General features: G+C 68.8%; 17 protein-coding genes. 6 read left to right on the top strand and 11 right to left on the bottom strand.

The genetic code is table 11. The annotated features are described in order from the left end of the window. Positions 1–106: 106 nt before the first annotated feature. The 4 genes from NVU01S_RS08425 to NVU01S_RS08440 form a co-directional block, all read right to left on the bottom strand. Positions 107–1159, bottom strand: coding sequence for an alpha/beta hydrolase (locus tag NVU01S_RS08425; protein ID WP_373864187.1), 1053 nt, complete (start codon positions 1157–1159; stop codon positions 107–109). A gap of 217 nt (positions 1160–1376) precedes the next feature. Beyond that, positions 1377–2576 (bottom strand): sugar ABC transporter permease, encoded by a 1200-nt coding sequence (locus NVU01S_RS08430; RefSeq protein ID WP_244467076.1) that lies wholly within the window; start codon positions 2574–2576, stop codon positions 1377–1379. A gap of 58 nt (positions 2577–2634) precedes the next feature. Beyond that, a complete protein-coding gene (locus NVU01S_RS08435; protein WP_052280089.1) occupies positions 2635–3372 on the bottom strand; it encodes an ATP-binding cassette domain-containing protein in 738 nt (245 codons plus the stop codon). Continuing rightward, positions 3369–4451 carry a sugar ABC transporter substrate-binding protein gene (locus NVU01S_RS08440; protein ID WP_043663172.1) on the bottom strand — a complete coding sequence of 361 codons (1083 nt, stop codon included), beginning with the start codon at positions 4449–4451 and terminating at the stop codon, positions 3369–3371. The genes NVU01S_RS08435 and NVU01S_RS08440 overlap by 4 nt, the downstream gene beginning before the upstream one ends. A 168-nt stretch (positions 4452–4619) precedes the next feature. Here NVU01S_RS08440 and NVU01S_RS08445 point away from each other — a divergent pair, with 168 nt between their 5' ends. After that, on the top strand, positions 4620–5795 hold the full coding sequence (locus tag NVU01S_RS08445; RefSeq protein WP_043663169.1) for an ROK family transcriptional regulator: 1176 nt from the start codon (positions 4620–4622) through the stop codon (positions 5793–5795). Between the two features lie 4 nt (positions 5796–5799). On the opposite strand, the gene NVU01S_RS08450 is transcribed toward NVU01S_RS08445, so the two are convergent. The 6 genes from NVU01S_RS08450 to NVU01S_RS08475 all read right to left on the bottom strand — a co-directional run bounded on the left by NVU01S_RS08450 (position 5800) and on the right by NVU01S_RS08475 (position 14210). Next, positions 5800–6387 carry a hypothetical protein gene (locus NVU01S_RS08450; RefSeq protein WP_043663167.1) on the bottom strand — a complete coding sequence of 196 codons (588 nt, stop codon included), beginning with the start codon at positions 6385–6387 and terminating at the stop codon, positions 5800–5802. Continuing rightward, positions 6377–6661, bottom strand: coding sequence for a hypothetical protein (locus tag NVU01S_RS08455; RefSeq protein ID WP_042264180.1), 285 nt, complete (start codon positions 6659–6661; stop codon positions 6377–6379). Before NVU01S_RS08455 ends, NVU01S_RS08450 begins: the two co-directional genes overlap by 11 nt. Before the next feature lie 34 nt (positions 6662–6695). After that, positions 6696–7226 (bottom strand): hypothetical protein, encoded by a 531-nt coding sequence (locus tag NVU01S_RS08460; protein WP_043663163.1) that lies wholly within the window; start codon positions 7224–7226, stop codon positions 6696–6698. Between the two features lie 46 nt (positions 7227–7272). After that, on the bottom strand, positions 7273–12183 hold the full coding sequence (locus NVU01S_RS08465) for an MnhB domain-containing protein (RefSeq protein WP_156161376.1): 4911 nt from the start codon (positions 12181–12183) through the stop codon (positions 7273–7275). A gap of 118 nt (positions 12184–12301) precedes the next feature. Next, positions 12302–12637, bottom strand: coding sequence for a hypothetical protein (locus NVU01S_RS08470; RefSeq protein ID WP_244467075.1), 336 nt, complete (start codon positions 12635–12637; stop codon positions 12302–12304). A gap of 238 nt (positions 12638–12875) precedes the next feature. Then, on the bottom strand, positions 12876–14210 hold the full coding sequence (locus NVU01S_RS08475) for a flavin monoamine oxidase family protein (RefSeq protein WP_043663637.1): 1335 nt from the start codon (positions 14208–14210) through the stop codon (positions 12876–12878). Between the two features lie 186 nt (positions 14211–14396). Between NVU01S_RS08475 and NVU01S_RS08480 the strand changes: the two genes are divergently transcribed. Further along, positions 14397–15740 (top strand): DUF2252 domain-containing protein, encoded by a 1344-nt coding sequence (locus NVU01S_RS08480; RefSeq protein WP_043663157.1) that lies wholly within the window; start codon positions 14397–14399, stop codon positions 15738–15740. A 580-nt stretch (positions 15741–16320) separates the two neighbouring features. Here NVU01S_RS08480 and NVU01S_RS08485 read toward each other — a convergent pair. Next, positions 16321–16821: a CGNR zinc finger domain-containing protein gene (locus NVU01S_RS08485; RefSeq protein WP_043663155.1), complete on the bottom strand. Its 501-nt coding sequence runs from the start codon at positions 16819–16821 to the stop codon at positions 16321–16323. Positions 16822–17096: 275 nt separating this feature from the next. On the opposite strand from NVU01S_RS08485, the gene NVU01S_RS08490 reads away from it, so the two are divergent. From NVU01S_RS08490 to NVU01S_RS08500, 4 genes are all read left to right on the top strand, one after another. Beyond that, positions 17097–18347 carry a phthiocerol/phthiodiolone dimycocerosyl transferase family protein gene (locus NVU01S_RS08490; RefSeq protein ID WP_052280087.1) on the top strand — a complete coding sequence of 417 codons (1251 nt, stop codon included), beginning with the start codon at positions 17097–17099 and terminating at the stop codon, positions 18345–18347. A 7-nt stretch (positions 18348–18354) separates the two neighbouring features. After that, on the top strand, positions 18355–18489 hold the full coding sequence (locus NVU01S_RS44565) for a cytochrome P450 (RefSeq protein WP_218023626.1): 135 nt from the start codon (positions 18355–18357) through the stop codon (positions 18487–18489). 140 nt (positions 18490–18629) lie between these two features. After that, complete coding sequence (locus tag NVU01S_RS08495; RefSeq protein ID WP_082031782.1) at positions 18630–19937, top strand: phthiocerol/phthiodiolone dimycocerosyl transferase family protein; 1308 nt, start codon at positions 18630–18632, stop codon at positions 19935–19937. Between the two features lie 206 nt (positions 19938–20143). Beyond that, a complete protein-coding gene (locus NVU01S_RS08500) occupies positions 20144–21049 on the top strand; it encodes an AfsR/SARP family transcriptional regulator (protein WP_082031781.1) in 906 nt (301 codons plus the stop codon). Positions 21050–21147 lie beyond the last annotated feature (98 nt).

Consider the following 21147-nt stretch of genomic DNA (forward strand, 5'->3'; position numbering starts at 1 on the left):
GATGTATGCGCATATCTGCATCGGTCGTACCCACCTTAGCCGACCCTATGCCGACCGCGGCGTGCTACCTCGGATGACCTGGGTCACACGCCGCGGCCGACCTTCATCAGCTGTAGAGACCGCGGGCGAGCACCGGCCAGGACGCGATGAAAGCGTCCTGCCAGTAGCCCCACGAATGGGTACCGGTCAGGGTGAAATCGAAGGTCGCGGGGATGCCCAGCTCGTTCAGCCGGTTCTGCAGGTTCTGCGAGCACATCCGGATACCGGCCTCGATCGCGCCGCCGACCACCAGCTGATCGGCCCACTGCGGGACGCCGGGCTTGATCTGGAACGGTCCGTCTAGGGTGTCGTGCGGACCGGGCAGCCCGCTACCGCTGGAGACGAACAGGTTGACGCCGCGCAGCCGGTCCGCGTGCACCAGCGGATCGTTGGCCGCCCACAGCGGGTCGCCGGGCGGGCCCCACATGTTGTCGATCGTGCCGTGCCCGCGTTCCACCGTCATCTGCACGAAGGCCTGGCCGATCGGGTCGCTGGTCTGCGCGCACCCGCTGTAGGAGGCGACGCTGCGATACAGCTCCGGGTTCGCCTCGGCCAGCGCGAGCACCGAGGTGCCCGCCATGGACAGACCCGCGATCGCGTTCACCTTGTTGGTGTTCAGGGCCGCGTCGATCAGCGGGGGCAGTTCCTCGGTGAGATAGGTCTTCCATTTGTTCGGACCGAGGACCGGGTCGTCCTTGATCCAGTCGGTGTAGTAGCTGAACTGCCCGCCCACCGGCTGGACCACGTTGATGTTCTTGTCCGCCAGGAAGTCGAGCACGTTGGTGCGCAGTTGCCAGCTGGCGTCGTCGACGCCGCCGCCCGCGCCGTTCAGCAGGTACAGCGTCGGCCGCGGCTGCGTGTCGTCGGCGGGTCGCTGGATATCGACCGGGAAGGTCGCGCCCTGCATCGCGGTGGAACGCACCCAGATCCGGATGTTGCGTCCGTCGGGTTCCTCGACCCGCGCGATCACCGACCCGTCGGGCGCGGCGGGCGTGGACACCCAGTCACGCGGCACGCTCGCCTGTGCGGGCGCGCCGGCCGCGATACCGAGTCCGAGACACAGTGACGCCGCCAGTACTACTGCCCGAGCTCGAACCACCCAGGTCGATCTGCGATCCACGAACACACTCCCAAAACCCCGACCCACACGGCTTCGAACTCATGCACAACTCCCCCAGCGTGTCGGTCGGGTGTTCAGCGGCGTTACCTGATCGGGTTGTTCGATCGGACACAGTTGTTCGATCAACACAGAGGCCGGGCGAGGAACCGCCTGAACGCGAGACAACCCCTCCGCGTTCAGGCGCCCCTCCGGCGGGCGACCCAGTTTCGCCCGTGACTCAGCGCGCTCCCTCGGCGCCGCGGCGGGCCACCGAATCTATAGCGACGGAGACCGCGAGGACGGCGCCGGTGACCATGAAGCGCACCGAGGAGTCCACATTGAGCAGCAGCATGCCGTTGGTGATGGACTGGATGACGAGAATGCCGAGCAGCGCGGCATAGGCGCGCCCGCGACCACCGAACAGGCTGGTTCCGCCGATCACCGCGGCCGCGATGGCGTTGAGCAGGATGTCGCTGCCGCCGGAACTCTGGTTGACCGCGACCAGCCGGGACGCGGCCAGGATGCCGCCGAGGGTGGCCAGCACCGAACACCCGATGAACGCGGAGATCCGGATCCAGGTGACGTTGATGCCCGCGCGCCGCGCCGCCTCGGCATTGCCGCCGACGGCGTACATCCGCCGGCCGAAAACCGTTCTGCGCAAGATCAAGTCGAGGCCGAGAACCAGTCCGCCGAAGATCACCAGGGTCAGCGGCACGCCGCGATCGGAATTCAGCACCAGCACGGTGGCGCCGAGCAGGGCCGCGAGCGCCGCGGAGCGCAGCACGATCCACACCGGCGCCGAAGCGTCGAGTTCGGCGTGCACCCGCTGGTGCCGGGTGATCAGGCTCGCCACGAGATGACCGCCCGCGAGCAGCACCACGAGAATCCAGCCGAGCAGCGGCGAGAGCCAGGTATCGCTGATCGTGGCGATGCCACGATCGAACGGCAGGTTCACCGTGCCGTCCTTACCGAGCAGATACAGCATCAGCCCCTGCCAGCCGATCAACCCGGCCAGCGTCACCACGAACGACGGCATGCTCAGCATCGTCCGCATCAGGCCGTGCAGCAGTCCGATGGCCGCGCCGACCGCCACCGCGGCGAGCACCGAGAAGATCGGATTCCACCCGTGCTGCACGTACAGCAGCGTCATCACCACGGCGGTCAGGCCGCTGACCGAGCCCGCGGACAGGTCGATCTCGCCGAGCAGCAGCACCAGCACGATGCCGAGCGCGATGGTCCCGGTCGCCGCCATCTGCAACGCGAGGTTGGTCAGATTCTCCGCGGACAGGAAGTGCGCGTTGAGCCGATAGAACACCGTGGCGATGATGACCAGACCGATCGCCACCGGCACCGATCCGACTTCGCCGCGGCGCAGCCGGTCCACTGCGGCATCGAGCAGCCCACGACCCCGATCTCCCTGTAACACAGGTCTTTTCATAACAGCTTCACTCATGACCTACCTCGCCGTGCTCGGCTCGGTCGCTCACTGCGTTCTTTCATGCGGCCGCTCCCGTGATCGCTGCCACGATATCTGCTTGAGTCGCCTTAGCGGTCTCGAACTCACCAGCATTGCGGCCCAGCCGCAGCACCACGACGCGGTCGCTGACCGAGCGCACGTCCACCAGATTGTGCGAAATCAGCAGCACCGCGAGCCCGCGCTCGCGCAGCCGGCCGATCAACGCGAGCACCTGCGCGGTCTGTTCGACGCCGAGCGCGGCGGTGGGCTCGTCCAGAATCACCATCCGCGGCCGCCCGAGCAGGGCCCGCGCGATGGCGACCGACTGACGCTGACCACCGGACAGCGCGGAGACCGGCGCCCGCACGTCCTTGATCCGCACGTCCAGCGAGGCGAGCAGATCGCGTGCGCTGCGCTCCATTTCGATCTCGTCGAGCACCGAGCAGATCCTGGTCTCCGCGCCGAGATGCAGGTTGGCGACGACATCGAGGTTGTCGCACAGCGCGAGATCCTGGAACACCGTGGTGATGCCCAGCGCCTGCGCATCCTGCGGGCGCGCGATCCGCACCGGCGCACCGGCGAAGACGATTTCGCCCTCATCGGCGACGGTCACTCCCGAAATCGCTTTCACCAGTGTCGATTTGCCCGCGCCGTTGTCGCCGACCAGGGCCACCACCTCACCGGCGCGCACCTCGAGATCCGCGCCCGCCAGCGCCTGCACCGCGCCATAGCGTTTGGTCAGGCCCCGGGCCGAGAGAACCGCTGCAGGAGCTGTCATTTGATACCCGCGGCCTGGCATGCCGCCGCGACATCGGGCGTGCAGATATCGGCGACGGAATAGAGACCGTCCTTGACGATGGTGTCCTTGATGTTGTCCTTGCCCACCGCGATCGCGTCGAGCAGGAAGGACGGGATATCGGTGGCACCGTTGTTCGTCTTCGCGGGGGCCGTGGGCTTTTCGCCCTTGGTGAGCGCGACCGCGAGTTCGGCCGCCTTCTCCGCCTGGGCCCGATAGTCCAGGTAGATGGTCATGGTCTGCTCGCCCGTCAGGATCCGTTGCACGCCTGCCAGTTCCGCGTCCTGCCCGGTCAGCGGGGGCAGGGTGGCGTAGCCGGCCCGCTTCAGCGCCGCGATCGCGCCACCCGCCATGCCGTCGTTGGCCGAGTACACGCCGACGATCGCGTCCTTGCCGAGGGCGGTGATGGCCTGTTCCATCTGCTGCTGCGCCTTGTCCGGCGACCAGTCCGGGGTGTCGAACTCCCGGCCCACCTTCACTTTTCCGTCCAGGGCCTCGTGCGCGCCCTTCTTGTAGTCGCCCGCGCTGGGGTCGGTCGGCGAGCCGTTGATCACCACGACCTGGCCCTTGTCGGTGGTGCCGCGCTTGCTCAGTTCGGCCAGCAGCGCGTCGCCCTGCACCTTGCCGACCTTCACGTTGTCGAAGGACACGTAGTAGTCGTAGGCGATGCCGGAGATCAACCGGTCGTAGGCGATCACCGGGATCTTCTTCTGCTGGGCGGTATTCACCTGCGGGGCAACGGCATCGGCGTTGACCGCGTCGAACACGATGACGTCGGCGCCCTGGGTGAGCGCGGACTCGAACTGGCCCTGCTGCTTGGCCGCATCCTGGTCGGCGTTGAAGTAGAGCACCTTGCACTTGTCGCAGAGCTGCCTGACCTTCGCCTCGAACAGCGGGCGGTCGAAGGCCTCGTAACGGGTGGTCTTGGATTCGGGCAGCAGCAGCGCGATCGTCGGGGTGTCGCCGCCCGATTTCGCGTCTGTGGCGCTGTCGCCGGAGCTACAGCCTGCCGCCAGGACGAGTGCGGCCGCCGCCGCGGTGAAGAGCTGAATTCGACGCATGAGGTCACCGTGCCGAGTGGAGTGAGAGCGCCCGGTTGAGCGTTGGTAAGAAAGGTAGTTTACTAACAACGAGGTGTCCAGTGGTGCGAGCAGGAGGATTCATGAGCGAGCGAATCGTGTCGCGGCGTGCCCGCGCGTGACGACGCCGAGCGCCGTCGAGGCGACGTCATGAGCAGGGTCGGTAATCCCCAACTGCTCCGGACGATGAACGAACGGCTGCTGCTCGACTATCTGCGGGTCAGCGGGCCCGCCTCGCGCGGCGAACTCGCCAAAGCCAGCGGATTGTCCAAACCTACCGTGTCAGCGGCACTTTCGGGTCTGGAAAAGTCCGGGCTGGTACAGCTGGTCGGCTCGCTGAGCGGCCGGCCGGGACCGACCACCGCGCTGTACGACGTGAACGTGCGCGCCGGGGTGGTGGCCGGAGTCGATATCGGCCGGAACTGGATCCGGCTCGCCATCGCCGACCTGCGCGGCGATTTCATCGGACGCCGCGATGTGCGCAATTCCGCCCGCTCGGCCGCGGACCTGGTACGCCGGGTGCGCAGCCTGGCCGACGAGGTCGCCGCCGACGCGGGGATCGACTGGGCCGCAGTGCATTACGCGGTGATCGGCAGTCCCGGCGTGTTGAATCCGAGCACCGGGCGACTCGACTACGCGCAGAACCTGCCCGGGTGGGGCCGGGCCGGGCTGGTGGGGCAGCTGCGTGCCGCGCTCGAGGTCGAGTCGAGCATCGAGAACGACATCAACCTCGCGGCCGTCGGCGAATTGACCTTCGGCGCCGGGGCCGGCGTGCGCAATTTCGTGCTCATCTCGATCGGCACCGGTGTCGGCATGGGCATCGTGATCAACGGCGAACTCTACGTCGGCAACACCGGTGCGGCCGGTGAGGTCTCGTTCCTGCCCGCGACCGAGGTCGACGCTCCCCCGCTCGACGCCCGCGAACGCGGCATGACCGAAACCGTCGCCGCGGCAGGCGGTGTCGCGCGGGCGGCCGAACAGGCCGGTCTGGCGGGCGCTTCCGCGAAGGAGATCTTCAGCGCCGCGGCCGGCGGCGATGCCCGCGCGATCGCGGTGGTCGAAGCAGAGGGCCGCCGCATCGGCGCGCTCATCACCGCGGTCGCCGCCATCCTCGATCCCGAACTCGTCGTGCTCACCGGCGGTATCGGCAACAATCTCGAGCTGCTCGGCAGCGCGATCAGCCGCCGGATGAGCGAACTCGGTCCGCTACGCCCCCGCATCGTCGCCAGCACGCTCGGCGACGACGGCGTCCTCACCGGCGCCGTCTCCCGGGCGCTCGCCGTCGCCCGCGACCGGCTCTTCGAAAGGCGTTCTGCGGGCGCGTGATCCGCTATCGGTAATGAACGGCGGGACCGTAGGTCGGGCTCGGCTGGTCCGGGAAGACGGTGGGGCAGGCGCGGCGCATGCGGTCCATGGCGGTGTTGAGCGAGGTCAGGGCGGTGCTCACGGCATCGGCGGCCGGTTGGGCCTGCTGATCGGCATCGAGCGCGGCGGCGAACTCGGCCAGCGCGGAACGCAATCCGCCGCCCGCCGTGGCGACGTCGCGATAGGTGCTGCCGATGAGGGGTGAACCCATGCGCTCGACCGCTGGCTGGATCGTCGCGGTGACTTGGTCGGACAAGCGTATGCCCTGGGCCACACGGGATTTCACGTCGGTCAGGTCGCCACGTTGCGCGGCGGGGCCGAGGCCGTTGAGCTGATCGGACAGCCCGCGGAAGGTGTCGCGCAAGCCCGCGACGGCCTGCCCGCCCGCCGCGCAATCCGCGGTGCCCGAATCGGTCACCTTGGGCTGTGCAGCGGCCGACCCGTTGTCGGAGCACGCCCCGAGCAATCCCGCGACGAGCAGGAAGAGGACGGCGACGGCCGTCGCGGCGAGGAAGGTCGTCCCTCGACGCGACGGCCGCCCGCTACCCGGCATGGGTCAGCACCGTGAGGATCGCGTTCTGCACGGCAGGCACGAAGGCGAGCGTCGTGATCAACGCCAGCCCGAAGCCGGTCTGCGCGTGCCGGTGCCGATTCCACCACCCGATCGGGGCGGTCCGGGACCGGGTGTTCCACTCGACACCGGCGTCCGCGGTGGCCTCGTTCTGCTCGTAGTAGCCGAACGTGACCGGTGCGGATCGCACGTCGAGCAGGCCACCGAGGGCGTCGGTGGTGAGCCCACCCGAGCCGATGTTTCGCGAATCGAACATGATGCCGACCTCTTCCCGCTACTCGTCGCCGCGCTCACCCGTCGATGCTGGTACTCCACGGACGCATCAGCTCGTCATAGACGTCCTGGGTGAATTCCCCTTGTCCGACAAGGTCGCTCAGCACCGCCGCGGTCACCGCCTGCCCGACCACGGTCACCACGCCGATCGAACCGAACGATTCGAGCAGGCCGGTCAGATCGCCCGGGCCCGCCGCCGCATTGGGCGCGACGGCTTGGCCCGCGATCATTCCCGCGACCTGTACGTTGCGCGAGCGGCCGAACGCCTTCGCCGTGGCGGTGGCGATATTGATCGGCATACCCGGCGCGGCGGCGTTCGTGCCTTGGCCCAGCCCCGCCAGCAAGCCGGCCAGGCCGCCTTCCAGGCCGAGACCGGTGCCGTTGGACAGCGACGAAACCTTGTCCTGCACCATCTGTTTCGCGGCCGCGTTGAGCTTCTCGCGTTCGGCCGCGGTCAACTGGCCGGACCGTTCGATGATGCGGACGGCGTCCTGCCAGCGCGGGCCGTAGAGGTATTCCAGGTGCAGGGTTTCCGTTGTGTGCGTCATGTCTGACTCTCCTTGTGCTGAATGCGTTGGGACAATGCAGGGTTCGTCACAGCGAAACGCTGACGAGGTGCGGCGCGCGGTCCCGCGCCACCGCTTCGGCAGCCCCCTTTCCGGAGTAGGGCAGATCGGCGTAGGCGACCGGCGCGGCCGCGGGTTTCGGAGCTGCCTGCGGTTGGCTCGGCAGCGGGGCGAGCAGTTTTTGCAGCGAAGCGGCCAGCTGCTCCAGGGACGGGTCGTCGGGGATGTCGTCGAGGAACTGACTGCCGGCCGCGGCCGCGCCGCCACCCGAAGCCCCGAGCGGCCCATTGCGATCCAGCGCGGCCCGGATACCGGAGATGATGCCGACCCGCGCGCCGGGCGTGAGCAGCACGGCGAGCGCCAGCGCCAGCGCCGCTGCGGTCACGACCCCGAGCGCGGCCAGCGGTGTGCCGACCAGCGCGGCGAGCGCGATCAGCGGCGCGGCGACGAACGCGGCCACACCGACGGCGGCGGCCGGAGCCAGCGCCGCGGCCACCGCGGCCGCGATCGCACCACCGAGCAGCAGCTTCGGAATCTCGATCAGCGCGAACAACCCGAACGCGGCCAACGGAACCCCCACCAGCGCCGCCACCGCACCCCCGGCCAACAGCACCGGAAGGGCAAGCAGCGCAAGCGCGCCCACTGCAGCGAGGGGCGCACCCACCAGCGCAACCAAACCAGCGAGTGCGCCGCCGGCCAGCAAGACCGGAAGCGCAAGCAGCGCGAGCGCACCCACTGCGGCAAGCGGAATTCCGATCAACGCTGCCAAGCCTGCGAGGGCACCGCCGGCCAACAAGACCGGAAGCGCGAGCAACGCAAGCGCGCCCACCACGGCAAGCGGGACACCGACCAGCGCCACCAGGCCCGCGAGTGCGCCACCGGCCAGCAGCACCGGAAGGGCAAGCAGGGCAAGCGCACCCACTGCCGCGAGGGCGACGAGTCCGCCGCCGATGACCAGGACCGGGAGGCCGAGAACTGCGAGGGCGGTGAGCGCCAACGGGATACCGACCGCTGCGGCGAGTGCACCACCCGCCAGCGCAAGCGCACCGACGACGGCAAGGGGCACGCCGATCAATGCGGCCAGCGCGAGTGCGCCCACGGCCGCCACCGGCACGCCGATCAAGGCGGCCAAGGCGCCGCCGATCAAGAGGGGCACGGCGAGCAGTGCGGCCGCGCCCAGCGCCAGCGGGAGGCCCACCACCGCGGCCACACCGAGCAGCGCACCGCCGACCAGCAGCACCGGGAGGACGACTGCGCCCAGTGCCGCCAACGGGATGCCGATCAGCGCGGCCAGACCGGCCAGCGCGCCGCCGATCAGAACCGCGGGCAGTGCCAGTAGGGCGAGCGCACCCACTACTGCCAGCGGGATGCCGATCGCCGCGGTGAGCGCGCCGCCGATCAGCAGGACCGGCAGGGCGAGCAGCGCGAGTGCGCCGACGGCCGCGAGGGCCAGCACCGCAACGATGGCCAGCGCCGCCACCGGAGCACCGAGCGCGAGTGCGCCGAGCACGGCGACGGCGAGGGCGGTCGCGCCCGCCACCGCGCCGGCCACGAAGGTCGCGCCGAGCGCGGCCAGTCCGGCCATGGCGAGTAGTGGCAACGCGACGAGCGCGAGCAGTGCGAGCACCGGAAGCGCGAGCACGGCGATCACCGGAACCGCCACGGCGGCAAGCACTCCGAGCGCCGCCAAGGCCAGCACCGCCACCACCGCCAGGACCGGCAGAGCCACCAGTGCAAGCGCGCCCAGTGCGGCCAAGCCGAGCACCGGAAGCGCCAACAAGGCCAGCACCGGAAGCGCAAGCAACGCAAGCGCACCGAAACCCGCCATCCCGAGCACCGGCACCGCCAGCAGCGCCAGCACCGGAAGCGCAAGCAGCGCAAGTGCGCCGAGGCCCGCCAAGGCGACCAAAGGCGCGAGCACTGCGGCGGCGACACCGAGGGTGGCGAAGTCGAGCACGAGGCTGATGGCGACCAGGGTGACCGCGAGCGCCGTCGTGACGGCCACCAGCGCCGCCCCGATCACCAGCGCCAGCACCGGCAACCCGACGAGGCCGAACAGACCGAGGCCGACACCGAGTGCCGCGATCGCCAACCCTGCCACCAGGATCGGCGACCACACCGCCAACAGCGCCAGCGCGAGGACCGGCGACAACGCCGTGGAAACCACCACCGCGAACGGGCCGAAGATCAGGAACGGCAGCGTGAGCACCGCGGCCAGGACGAACCCGGCCAGCCCCACCGCACCGGTGGCCAGCACCGCGGCCACCGCCAGTACAGCGGCAATCAGATTGCCCGCCAACAGGATCGCGCCCAGCCCGGCACCGCCGACCAGCAAGGTCGCGAACGCGAGCACCGCCATCACCACGAAGGCCGCGGCCGCGAGCGGAACCGAGATCAGCAGCAGCGGCGGGAACAGCGCCGAAACCGCGACGAAGGTGCCCAGCGCCAGCACGCCGAAGAACATCCAGGCGGCGACCAGCCCTAGTCCGAGTGCCGCGACGAACCCGCCGAGCAGCGTGCTCACCACGGCCACGGTGCCGAGAGTCGCGAGCGTGCCGAGCAGCACGCCGCCGAAGAGCAGCGGCAGCGCGATCAGCGCCAGCGGCGGATTGATCACGATCAGCGCCAGTGCCCCGAGCGCGAGCAACGCGAACGACAGCGCCGAGACCACGAGCCCCCCGGCGAACACGGTCGCCACCACCGCGAGGGCGAAGGCGAGCAGCCCGAGCACGATCGCACCGCCACCGATCCAGGTGGCCACCACGAACGCCGCGGCGACGACGCCGATACCCGCGCCCGTGATGATCGAAAAGGCCAGTGCGCCGAGCAGAATGAACGGGATCGCATACGGCATGGTGACCATGAACACCACGGTCGCGAGCAAGGTGAACGCCGCCAGACCGGCGATCGCGAGCAGCGCCACCGCGGTGACGGCGAACGTCGCGAACGCGAGCAGGCCGAAGCCGGCGAACAGCATCGTCAACCCGATCGCCGCCGGAATCGCGACCAGACCGAGGAACAGCAGCGGAGCCAGCAGCGGCCCGAGGATCGGCACGGCGATCACGAGTGCGATCGTGGCGAGCAATCCGCCGACCACCGCGAGCGCCACGCCGACGGCACCGAGCGCGGCGAAAGCGATTGCCGCGGCGGCGAGTCCGGCCCAGACCAGCGCCGCCGCCACGAGCTGCAAGGCAGTCGCCACCACAGCGAGTGCGAGCAGCACGATCACCGCGGCCCCGCCCGCCACCGAGAGCACCAGCAGCCCGGCCAGCGCAACCACCGCCAGGATCGCGCCACCGGCCACAGCGACCGCGCCGAACAGCACCACGGCGACGACCGCGAGCACGGCCAGGATCGGCAGCGCGATGAGCCCGAACGGCGTGAGCAGCGAGAGCAGCCCCACGCCGACAAACAGTGCGGCAGTGATCAATCCGGCGATCCCGAGCACGCCGAAGAACGCCGCCGCCGTCCCGATCAAGCCGACGACGAGGAAGGCGAGCGCGGCCGTGAACAGCACGGGCGCCACGATCAGGCCGAGGAACGGCACGAAGATCGAGGCGAGCAGCGCCGCGGCGGTCAGCACCACGAAGCCGACGAGGGTGAACACCAGACCCGCGGCCAAAGCGAGTACGGCGAGCACGATTCCGACGACGGCGGCGACCGCGATCGCGGCGATGCCACCCACCAGCATGACCGGCGCGAGCACGGTGAACGCGACGATGGCGACCGGAATCGCGATGAGCAGCACCGGTATCGCGATCACCGCGAGCACGATCAGTACCGGTATCGCCAGGACCGCGAGCACGATCGCGCCCACGATCAGCGCACCGATCACCAAGGGCGCGAGCAGGATCGCGCCGAGTACCACCGCACCCAGGGTGAGCACGGCGGCCAAGCCGAGTCCGCCGACGATGGCCAGCGGCACGACGGCGAGCAGCGCGATCGCGGGCAGCGCGAGCAGCCCGAGCGCGGCCGGATGCCGGGCATCGGAGACCATCCCGCGCACGGCGTCGCGCAGCTGGGTGAAGACCACCCCGATCGCGGCGGCCGGATTCGACGCCATGGCCAGCAGCGGCACGATGAGCGCGAGGGCCGGTGTCATACCGCCGAGCTGCGGTGCGAACAGGCCGAGCAGCGGTGCGGCGACGGCGAGCAGTCCGGGCGGTAGCTGCTGAGCGGACGGATCCTGTTGTCCAGCAGTGGTTCCGGTCAGCAGGTCACGGAGTCCCTGGACCGGGTCGGGCCCGTCTTTGGGGAAGCCGAACAGCGTTTTGGCCTGGCTGATCAGATCGTCGATGGCCGGTGTCGCGGTATTGCGGCGCGTGCCCGCCATCTGTGTGGCCTGTTCGACGAAGACGAGCAGGTCATCGACCGGGCCGCGCAGCGGGCCGGTGGGGAAGGTCTGGTCCGCCCAGGAGGCGAGGTGTTCGAGTGGCATGCCGCCACCGGTGATCTGGGCGACGGTGGCGGCGAGATCGGCGATCGGTGACGCTACTGCGCCCGGGGCGCTTTCGGCTCCGGCGGGCGCCACCGCGGGCACGATGCCGGGGCCGAAGTAGAGGGGTTGCGGCGCACCGCCACCGCGGAACGCGTCGATGGCCGCGTTGATGTCGCCCGCCGCCGGCGTGTAGCCGCCGACCGTGCCCGCGACGCCGATGGCATCGTTCAGCGCGGCCTGCTGCCCGGGATCGAGCATCTGGCTTGCCATTTCGCCGCCCACGGCAGGCAGCGTGCCTTGGAGGTCGCCGGGATCGATGCCCGGCGGCAGTCCCGGAATCCCGAAGTCGTCGGCGGCGGCCTGGCCGGTGCCGAGCATGACGGTCGCCATCGAGGCGAAGGTGGCGGCGGCGTACATGCCGCGTCTGGAGCGTTGGACGACCTTTCGGTGCCGTCCGGATGCCTTGGTCTCTCGTGAACGTTCCTTCGTGACTACACGCATCAGCTTGAAGCCTCTCGTGAACGCGCCCTAGGGGCGTGCCTGGTCAGACGCGTCCTGGCCCTGGTCGAGCGGTACACGGGCAATCGACGCGAAAAGTGTTGCGGGAACTCCCGCTTGGTCAGATCGGACCGTTTTCGTACGGGGCGCATACAGCCGTGGACCAGCCACCCTCGGTACCGATGGCCGGACCGATATGGGTGTGCGGCATGCCGAGCAGGTCGCGGCAGCGGATGAAGGCGTGTTCGCCTGCTCCCGCCCCGGGTTCGCACCGGAGTGTCAGCTCATTGGTCACCGAGGTGTCGGTGGTGCACCCGGTCGGCTCCGCGGCCGCTGTTCCCGGCCCGCCGGCCCAACCGGCCGCCAGGACGGAGAACAGCATCAGCAGCACGGCCCCGAGCGCGGGTGAGTTCTTGCGGGCAACTCCCCTTTGCTGAAGATTTGCTAGCTGCGTCATGCGGTCCATGGTTCGCCGTTGGCAGAATCTCAGTCAACATAACGCAGATCACGTTCCGCCCTTTCCCCCGCTCGGAACGCATTTATTCGCCGCAAAGGCCCGCGATACATAAACGTTGTGCAAATAAGTCTGTACCGGAGCCGGTCAGCGGTCTACGATTCGAATCTCAAATACCGACGTTTAACCCTTGACGCAGCGGCTTTCGGGCATTTCGGTGTTATTGCCCGAATTATTACCATCAGTGCGCGGATATCTCCGCGGCGGCGCGCTCACCAGAGCGAATGGCCCCTTCGATATAGCCCGACCACTCGGTAGCCGTCTCACTACCCGCCCAGTGGATCGCACCGACCGGATGCCGCACGCCCGATCCCACGGTGGTCAGCACACCGGGCGGGAAGAAAGCGCCGTAGCCGCCGCGGACGAAGGGATCATCGGCCCAGACTTTCTCGTGCCAGCCGATCGGATCGCGGGCCCGATGCCCGAAAGCCCGCACCAGGGAGCCGACGATCATGCCGCGCCGCTCCGGCGGCGACAATGCGGCGAGACGATGCGCGGCCCGGCCGGGCACGAGCGCACCGAGGCAGCCGGGTCCACCGGGGCGGGTGGCGTCGAATGTGACCGGAACCGGGTCGTGCAGATTCAAGGCCTGGCCGGTGAGGAACTCGTCGCGCCAGAACGGGCGGTCGTAGACGGCGAACGCCTTCAACACCGAACCCATCGGCATGCGTTGCGTCAGATGGTCGCGCGCGGCGGGCAGCGGTGGGTCGTAGGCGATGCGACCGGCCAGCACCGGCGGCAGGGCGACGATCACGTGCCCGGCCGCCACCGCCCCGAATTCGCCTCGTACCGAAACACCCTGCGCCCCTTGCTGAATCGACGTCACCGCGGAACGGAGCCGGAGCGCGTCGCCCAATTCGGCCGCCATCGACAGGGCGGGACCGTCCGCGCCTTCGACGAAGAGTCGGGTGACCGTTTCCGCCGTCACGCCCGCTTCGACACCGCCGGCCGCGCGAATGGTGGTCAGCAGCGCGAGCATCGAGACGCTGCCGACGTCGACGCACAGTTCCTCGCCGATCATCACCTCGGCGAGTTGCCTGGCCCGTCGTTCGGGCAGATTGCGGCGCAACCAGGTCGCCGCGGTCATCGCGTCGAGCCGGTCGGCGCCCGGGGTGGTCCACGGGTGCGCGAGGTCGATCCGGGCGGCGAGCCGCTCGATCCGCCACATGGCCTGGCCCAGCACGAGCAGCACGAGCGGCGACAGGGGTGGACGCGTACCTCGAAACGGGCGGCGCACCGCGCCTTCCACCAGCAGATTCGCCCCGACGGACGGGGAGGGATAGGTCTCGGCCCCGTACTCCTGCGCGAGCGCCGCCAATCGAGTGTGCCCGCCGGAGATCCACTGCGCCCCGAGGTCCACCGCCCAACCGCCGTCGATCCGGGCACTCAGCGCCCGACCGCCCGCGCGGTCACTCGCCTCCAGCACGACGACGGTTCGACCCGCCGCCCGCAGCGCCCTTGCCGCACTGAGCCCCGCGTATCCGGCACCGACCACCACCACGTCCACGCGGTCCATGCCGGCCTCCCGTCGCCAGATCCACTCGGACACCCCCACTGTTGATCACCCACGCCGGATGCGCAACCGAAAACGGTGCGGCGCTGGTGGATACCGCCTTGGACCCGCCGGGCCGGACGGAGAAGGGGAAATCGGATGCGGCGTGGGTTGCCTGGAAGTTTGCGGTTGGGGTGAGAGACTGCGGGAATGGCGGAGTCGTTGGCGGGTGCGGCGGGGCGGCAGGCGCGCAAGCGAGTGGGACGGCGGGCGCTGGGCGAGTGGGCGGCGCCCGCGGATCGAGCGGATCCGGTCGCGGTTCTGGAGCGGCAGGCCGCCTCCCGCGTGCCGGAGTTGGTGCCTATCCGGTATGCGCGCATGGCGGCCGGGCGGTTTCCGTTTCTGCGTGGCGCGCCCGCGATCATGGCGGCGGATCTGGCGGCCGCGCCGGATACCGGGCTGACCGTGCAACTGTGCGGCGACGCGCATCTGTCGAATTTCGGTCTGTTCGCGTCACCGGAACGCGCACTGGTCTTCGACCTGAACGACTTCGACGAGACGCTGCCCGGCCCCTTCGAATGGGACGTGAAAAGGCTGTCCGCGAGTATCGCGGTGGCGGCTCGCGCCAACGGCTTTGCCGACACCGATGCCGAAACCTCGGTCGGGGCAGCGGCTTCGGCTTACCGGGCGACGATGGGTCGCTTGGCCGGACTCGGCGAACTGGCGGTCTGGTACGAGATGATCGACGCCGACAAGCTGGCCGCGCTCGCCCAGAAACCGAAGCGGCGCAAGGGAGTTGAGCAGGCGCTCGCCGACGCACGGGCCCGTACCAACCTCCAGGCCCTGGAAAAGCTGACCGAACCCGACGCCGACGGCGTGCCGCGTATCCGGCATCGGCCACCGCTGTTGACCCCGATCGAGCAGGTCGACGCCGACACGGTGCGGCGGGTGTTCGCGGACTTCCGGCGCACCCTGGCGGAGGAGCGACGGGTCCTGCTCGACCGGCACGAAATGCTGGACGTGGCAGTCAAAGTCGTCGGTGTGGGCAGCGTCGGCACCCGTTGCTTCGTCGCGTTGCTGGCCGGGCGAGAAAGCCGCAGTCCGCTGTTCCTGCAGGTGAAGGAGGCGCAGGAGTCGGTGCTCGCGCGGCACACCGCGCCGAGCAAGTTCCGTAACCAAGGGCACCGAGTGGTGCACGGGCAGCGGCTCACTCAGGCCGCGAGCGACATCTTCCTCGGCTGGGCAGCCGGATTGGACGGCAGGCACTATTACTGCCGCCAGCTCCGCGACATGAAGGGTTCGGCGACGATCGAGGAGATGTCGCGCCGATATCTGCGCGACTACTCTGCGCTCTGTGGCCATACCCTCGCCCGGGCGCACGCCCGCTCCGGCGATCGAGTCGCGATCGCCGCATACCTCGGCACCAGCGATGCCTTCGACCGCGCCATGATCGACTTCGCCCTGGCCTACGCCGACCAAACCGCCGCCGATCACCAAACATTGCTTGCCGCAATAGAATCCGGCCGAATAGTAGCGGCGGACAAGGCCTACTGAGCCGCGGAGGTCGCAGCGCACCAGCCCTGGCGAGACCGACGTTTGCAAGTACAGAATGTGGCGACACCGCGTCGACATGATCGCCGGACACTGCCTCGGACGGGCACCGGACCTAGGTTCTACTGTCATTCTAGTCGCTCGCCAGGGTTGAAACCGACGCCGAATCCGGCCGTTGAGAGTGACGGGCGACGCACCGGAACGGTGGTCCCATCGGAAGAAAAAGGCGGCGCGAACGGTCACATCGGTAAAGGGCTGTTGACAATTGGCGAACAATTACGAGATCTCTTTTCCGCCACAAGCACTCGGTTTCGCGCAGATCGGGAAATGCAAGCGACATCTGCAAGTACAAAGTGCTGCGACGAATGTCGTCACAAACGAGGCGGCAGCCCGCGTGATCACATTCCGGAACGAACTCTCGGCTCCGCCCTCGGCGCGCGGAAAACCCCACGCCCGCACCCGTACTCAGACCGTTCGGTTCGCGTCCGCACAGACATCTGCAAGTGCAGAAGTTGGCGACGAGACGTCCGCACTCGCGCGACCTGCCCGCCACGCGGCGGTAAAAGCCGAGGCCAGCAGGATCTCAGCCGGCCCGGCGGGAGCGATGCTCGGCCACGTGCACCCGGGTCGAGCAGCGGGTAGAGCAGAAGCGCCGCCTGCCGTTGCGGGAGGTATCGACGAAGACCTTGTCGCAGCCCGCGCGGGCACAGCGGCCGATCCGCGTCGGATCGTCGCAGAACAGCGCGGCGAGACCGACCGCAGTGTAGGCCTTGACCCGCTCGTCGACCGGAGCGGTCTCCTGCGCGAAATGCAGGTGCGGCGGGCGGTCGTCGTGCGTCGAAATATAGGGCTGACTTGTGGTTTTGGCGAGTAGGGCGTTGAGCCGGCGCACGGTGGGGTGATCGAACATCGCATCGAGTTCATGGATCCATCGGCGCAGTTCCGCGGTCTGCGCGGCGGTCACCGAGCCGAGCGGTTTGTAATCCGCGTCGGCCAGCAACTGCCGCAGATCTTGGTCCGGGCCTGCGTTCACCAGCCGCGCCGCCAGCTCGGCGGCCGCGCCGCCGTAAGGGTTGAAATGCACTAGACCATTACATCAGGCTGGGCTCATGGACGTAACCTGCCCCGCATGTTCCTGGCCGGCACCCACACTGGTGTCGTCGCACGGCACCGTCCGCTACCTGCGCTGTGTGTGCGGGCAGTGGCTGATCATCGATGCAGGTCTCGTTGTGGCTACAACCGGAAACAGCATGTTCGGTACGGGCGATACATCACAGAGGCGATGATTCCGAAAGACCGTGGTGTGCCCGGCCTTAGAGCTAGCCTCGATGGGGCAGTCTCCTGTGGAGGGATTTCGACATGACCACGGCTACCGTCATCCGGCCGTTGGCACCGAGTGAAGAGATCTTCGCGAGCAGTGAAGTCGTCGTCGGCTATTCGATGCGGCTTTCCGGTCGGTTGAATCTAACCGCACTGTCGGTAGCCTTCGACACCGTGCTCCGCGCGTACCCCGCGCTCGGAGCACGTCTGGAGCCGGACGGCAAACGCCATATTCTGGTCGAATCATTAGGTAACACAACACAATTGACCGTTTCTCAGGGAGATCCGGAACTCCTGCTCACCGGTGCGCAGCTGGATCAGCGCAGTGCACTGGCCGCGCTGTGCGTCGTCCTGGACGGTGATCGGGCGGGCGTGACACTGGTGACGCACCACAGCATCGCGGACGCCTGCCATTCCCTCGCCGTGCTCGCTGATCTGTGGTCCTGCTACACCGAGGCGTGCCACGGACGCGAACCCGAGCTGCCGATGCACGGCTATCCGGAGGCGGTCGAGGATCTGCTGCTGTGCCGGGGCATCGAGAAGTTCTCGGACCCGTCCGCACCGGTACGGCCGTTCGTGCGCGACACCGCGCACAGCGTCGTACTCCCGGTGGACGACGCCCCCTATCTGATTCCCTTGACGGCCCGTTGCCGCCTGTCGACACCCGACACCGCCGCACTCGCCGACCTCGCGCACCGTGCAGGCACCACGATCAACGGCCTGGCCTCCGCCGCGATTCTGCTCACCGAGGCCGAGATACGCGGGCTGCCGCTGCGCGAACTCACCTACACCTACTCCGTCGACCTGCGCAGCCGCGTCACTCCCAGCATCGGCAGCACCGAAGGCTCCAATGTGCTCGGCTTCGCCGATTTCGTCCCCCCGGCCGGCGCGAGCACCATGGTCGACCTGGCGCGCGCGATCAGCGATGCCCTGCACGCCGGACTCGCCACCGGACTCGTACAGCAGACCCCGCTGCATATCCCCGATATCGCGTCCGGGCCCGCGCCTCGATCCCCCGGCATCGTACTGGCCACCAATTGGGGCCGCATAGAGCGACCAATTCTGCCAGAAGGCTTGTACGTCAACGACTTCCGCACCCTCATGGTAGCGAAGCCGGACAAGACCGGGCATCGATTACAGCAGCCCAGCGGCACGATCATCATCAGCACCTTCGACGACCGGCTGAGCATCGAGATCCACCACCCCGAGGAAACCACCGCGGAACAACGACTACGCGTCCACCTCCTCGGCAGACACCTGAGCATGCAGTCCCAGATCGAGTTCGCCTGACGCAGCGATGCCGAAACCGGCTTCCGCGTTGTTTCATCGCTACCCCGAGGTGCGGCTCGCGGTGCCGCGGGCGGAGCTGATCTACCGGCAGTCCTGGCGCTCGCACGGCCTGCTCAGCCTGCCGGTGCAGCTGGTTTCCTGACTGCGAAACACCGCTGAGACGCGGTTGAAACGCGGCTCGGGGAGGGTGGGCGACGGCCGGAAAACTGGTTGCTCCGGCGTGCGTGTGGGGGCTTTGATCGTCCGTTGGGCACGCTAGTCGTCTAGGTGAAGGGGAGCTCTATGACCACGTCTACGGTTGTTCGTCCACTGGCGCCGAGCGAGCAGATGTTCGCATGGATCGGTGTCTACGTGGGGTACGCGGTGCAGGTGACGGGACGGCTGGATCTCACGAAATTGTCCGCGGCCTACGCGGCGGTGGTGCGGGCCTATCCGGTGCTCGGGGCACGGCTGGCGCCGACCGGCGACGGCGGCTACTCGCTGGTCGCCGGGACCGGAGCCGCTCCGGCGATCTCGGTCGTCGACGACGATCCGGACCGCCTGCTCACCGACCAGAAACTCGATCAGGGCGAGACGTTGAGCGCGGTGTGCGTGACCCGCGCCGGCGACACCGCGAGCGTGACCTTGCTGACCCATCACAGCATCGCGGACGCGTATCACTCGCTGGCCGTGCTGGCCGAATTGTGGTCGTGCTACACAGAATTGGTGTCCGGGCAGACACCGGCACGGCCCGTCCACGCCTATCCGGTTTCCATCGAAGAGGTGCTCGCCGCGCGCGGCATCGAGAAGCGGGAGCTGCCGGCCCCTGACGATCAGACCGGCACGCCCACCGAACCGCATCCCGCGCCGTCCGCCACCGAGCCGGCGGCGGGAGAGAACCGGCAGACCGTGCCGGATTCGTCGCGGTGCCTGCTGTCCGAGGCGGAGACCACGGCTCTGATCGAGCTGGGACACCGGACCGGGGTGACGATCAACGGCCTGGTCTCGGCGGCAATCCTGTTGACCGAGGCCGAAATTCGCGGCCTGCCGTTGAACGAGATCGTCTACGTCTACCCGGTCGATCTGCGTACCAGGCTCACGCCGACGGTGGGCCGAACCGACGGCACCAACCTGCTCGGGTTCGCCGACTACCACCCCACCGGGGACACCACCGACCTGGTCGAGCTCGCCGAGGACATCTGCGCGGCCTTGCACACCGCCCTCGCCGACGGGACCGTGCAGCAGACACCGCTGCATATCCCCGACCAGATCGCCGCGGGGCCGCCGCAGCTGCCCGGCATGATGATCGTCTCCAACTGGGGTCGAGTGCCCGCGCTCGCCGCCCCGGATGGGTTGCGTATCACCGATTTTCGCTCGACCGTCACGGCCGCTCCTCCCGCGGGCACGCCCCCGCCGCCGGAGCAGCCGGAGGGTGGTGCGGCCATCGTGAGCACGTTCGGCGGCCGCCTCAGCATCGAGACCCATCACTCGAAGGAACGCATCGCGCAGGAGCGGCACCGCGTCGACACCTACGCGGCGAAACTGCGTAGCGTCCTCTCCTGGACACCAAATCCTCACCACGCCAACAGGTCCGGCGCGAGCAACAGCTGAGCCGAGCGCGCAGCCCCCGCGCCGGACCAACCGTGCGCCCATTTCGGGCGACACCTGACGCGGCCGACCCGGCTATCACCGTTTGTCCTTCTCTATTTTAACCGAGGGGGCGGGGAAAAACATCGGCACGCAGGGGGATGTTTCCGCAGGTAGTCCGGACTTAACTGGAGAGCTGTCACCTGGATGGCGCACCGTGCGGAGGAACCTTGGACAGCCTGGAGAGCGTTGATCGCGGGGTGGTCGGCACGCTCGGTCACCGGGGCCCGGTCGTGTGCCGGGTTCTCGGACCGGTCGAGATCGACGTCGACGGGGTACCGGTCGACCTGCCCGGCCCACGGCCGCGTCAGCTGTTGGCCGCGCTCTCGTTCGCCGGCGGCGCCTCGGTGCCGAACGACGTGCTGGCCGGGCACCTGTGGGGTCGCACCCCGCACGGTCGGCCCAGCCCCAACGTGCGCGTCGTGGTCCATCGCTTACGTGCCGCCCTCGGACCGCAGGCCGGCCGGGTCCTCGTGCTCGATCGGTGCGGCTACCGGCTCGCACTACCGCCGGAGTGCACCGATCAGGGGCAGTTCGGCGTGCTGGTCGGCGCGGGCGTGCGCGCACTGCTGGACGGTCACGCCGAAAAGGCCGTGACCACCCTGGCCGAGGGTCTCGCGCTGTGGCGCGGACAACCGTGGACCGAACTCGGCGACTCGCCCGAATTGCTCGGTGCCCGAACGAAGTTGAGCGAACTCCGGGAGCTCGCCGTCGAAGAGTTACAGGCTGCCCGGCTGGCGTGCGGCGATACCGCGGGCGCCGTCGCGGCGTTGAGCGAAGCGGTCATCCAGACGCCGTACCGCGAACGACGATGGGAACTGCTGGCGCTCGGCCTGTTCCGCGGCGGCAGGCAGGCCGAGGCGCTGGCACAGCTGCGCACGGTGCGGCAGCTGCTGCGCGAAGAGATCGGCGTCGAACCCGGCCCCGCACTGCGCGACCTGGAGCGCCGGCTGCTGGACCATGACCAGGGATTGCTCTTACCCCAGCAGCCGGTCCGCGCCACCACCGGCAGCCCGGCTACCAGCCCGCTGGTGCGTGGCTTCCGCGCCTACCCGGCCGGGCAGCAGGCCAGCTGATCAGGACGATCCGGCGGTCGCACCGGACACCAGCATCGACATCACCCAGGCGAAGCCCTGGCCGAGTGCCGTCATCCAGTCGCCTACGTTGAACGAAC

It is taken from the genome of Nocardia vulneris, from assembly GCF_001613425.1.
Classification (GTDB): Bacteria; Actinomycetota; Actinomycetes; order Mycobacteriales; family Mycobacteriaceae; genus Nocardia; species Nocardia vulneris.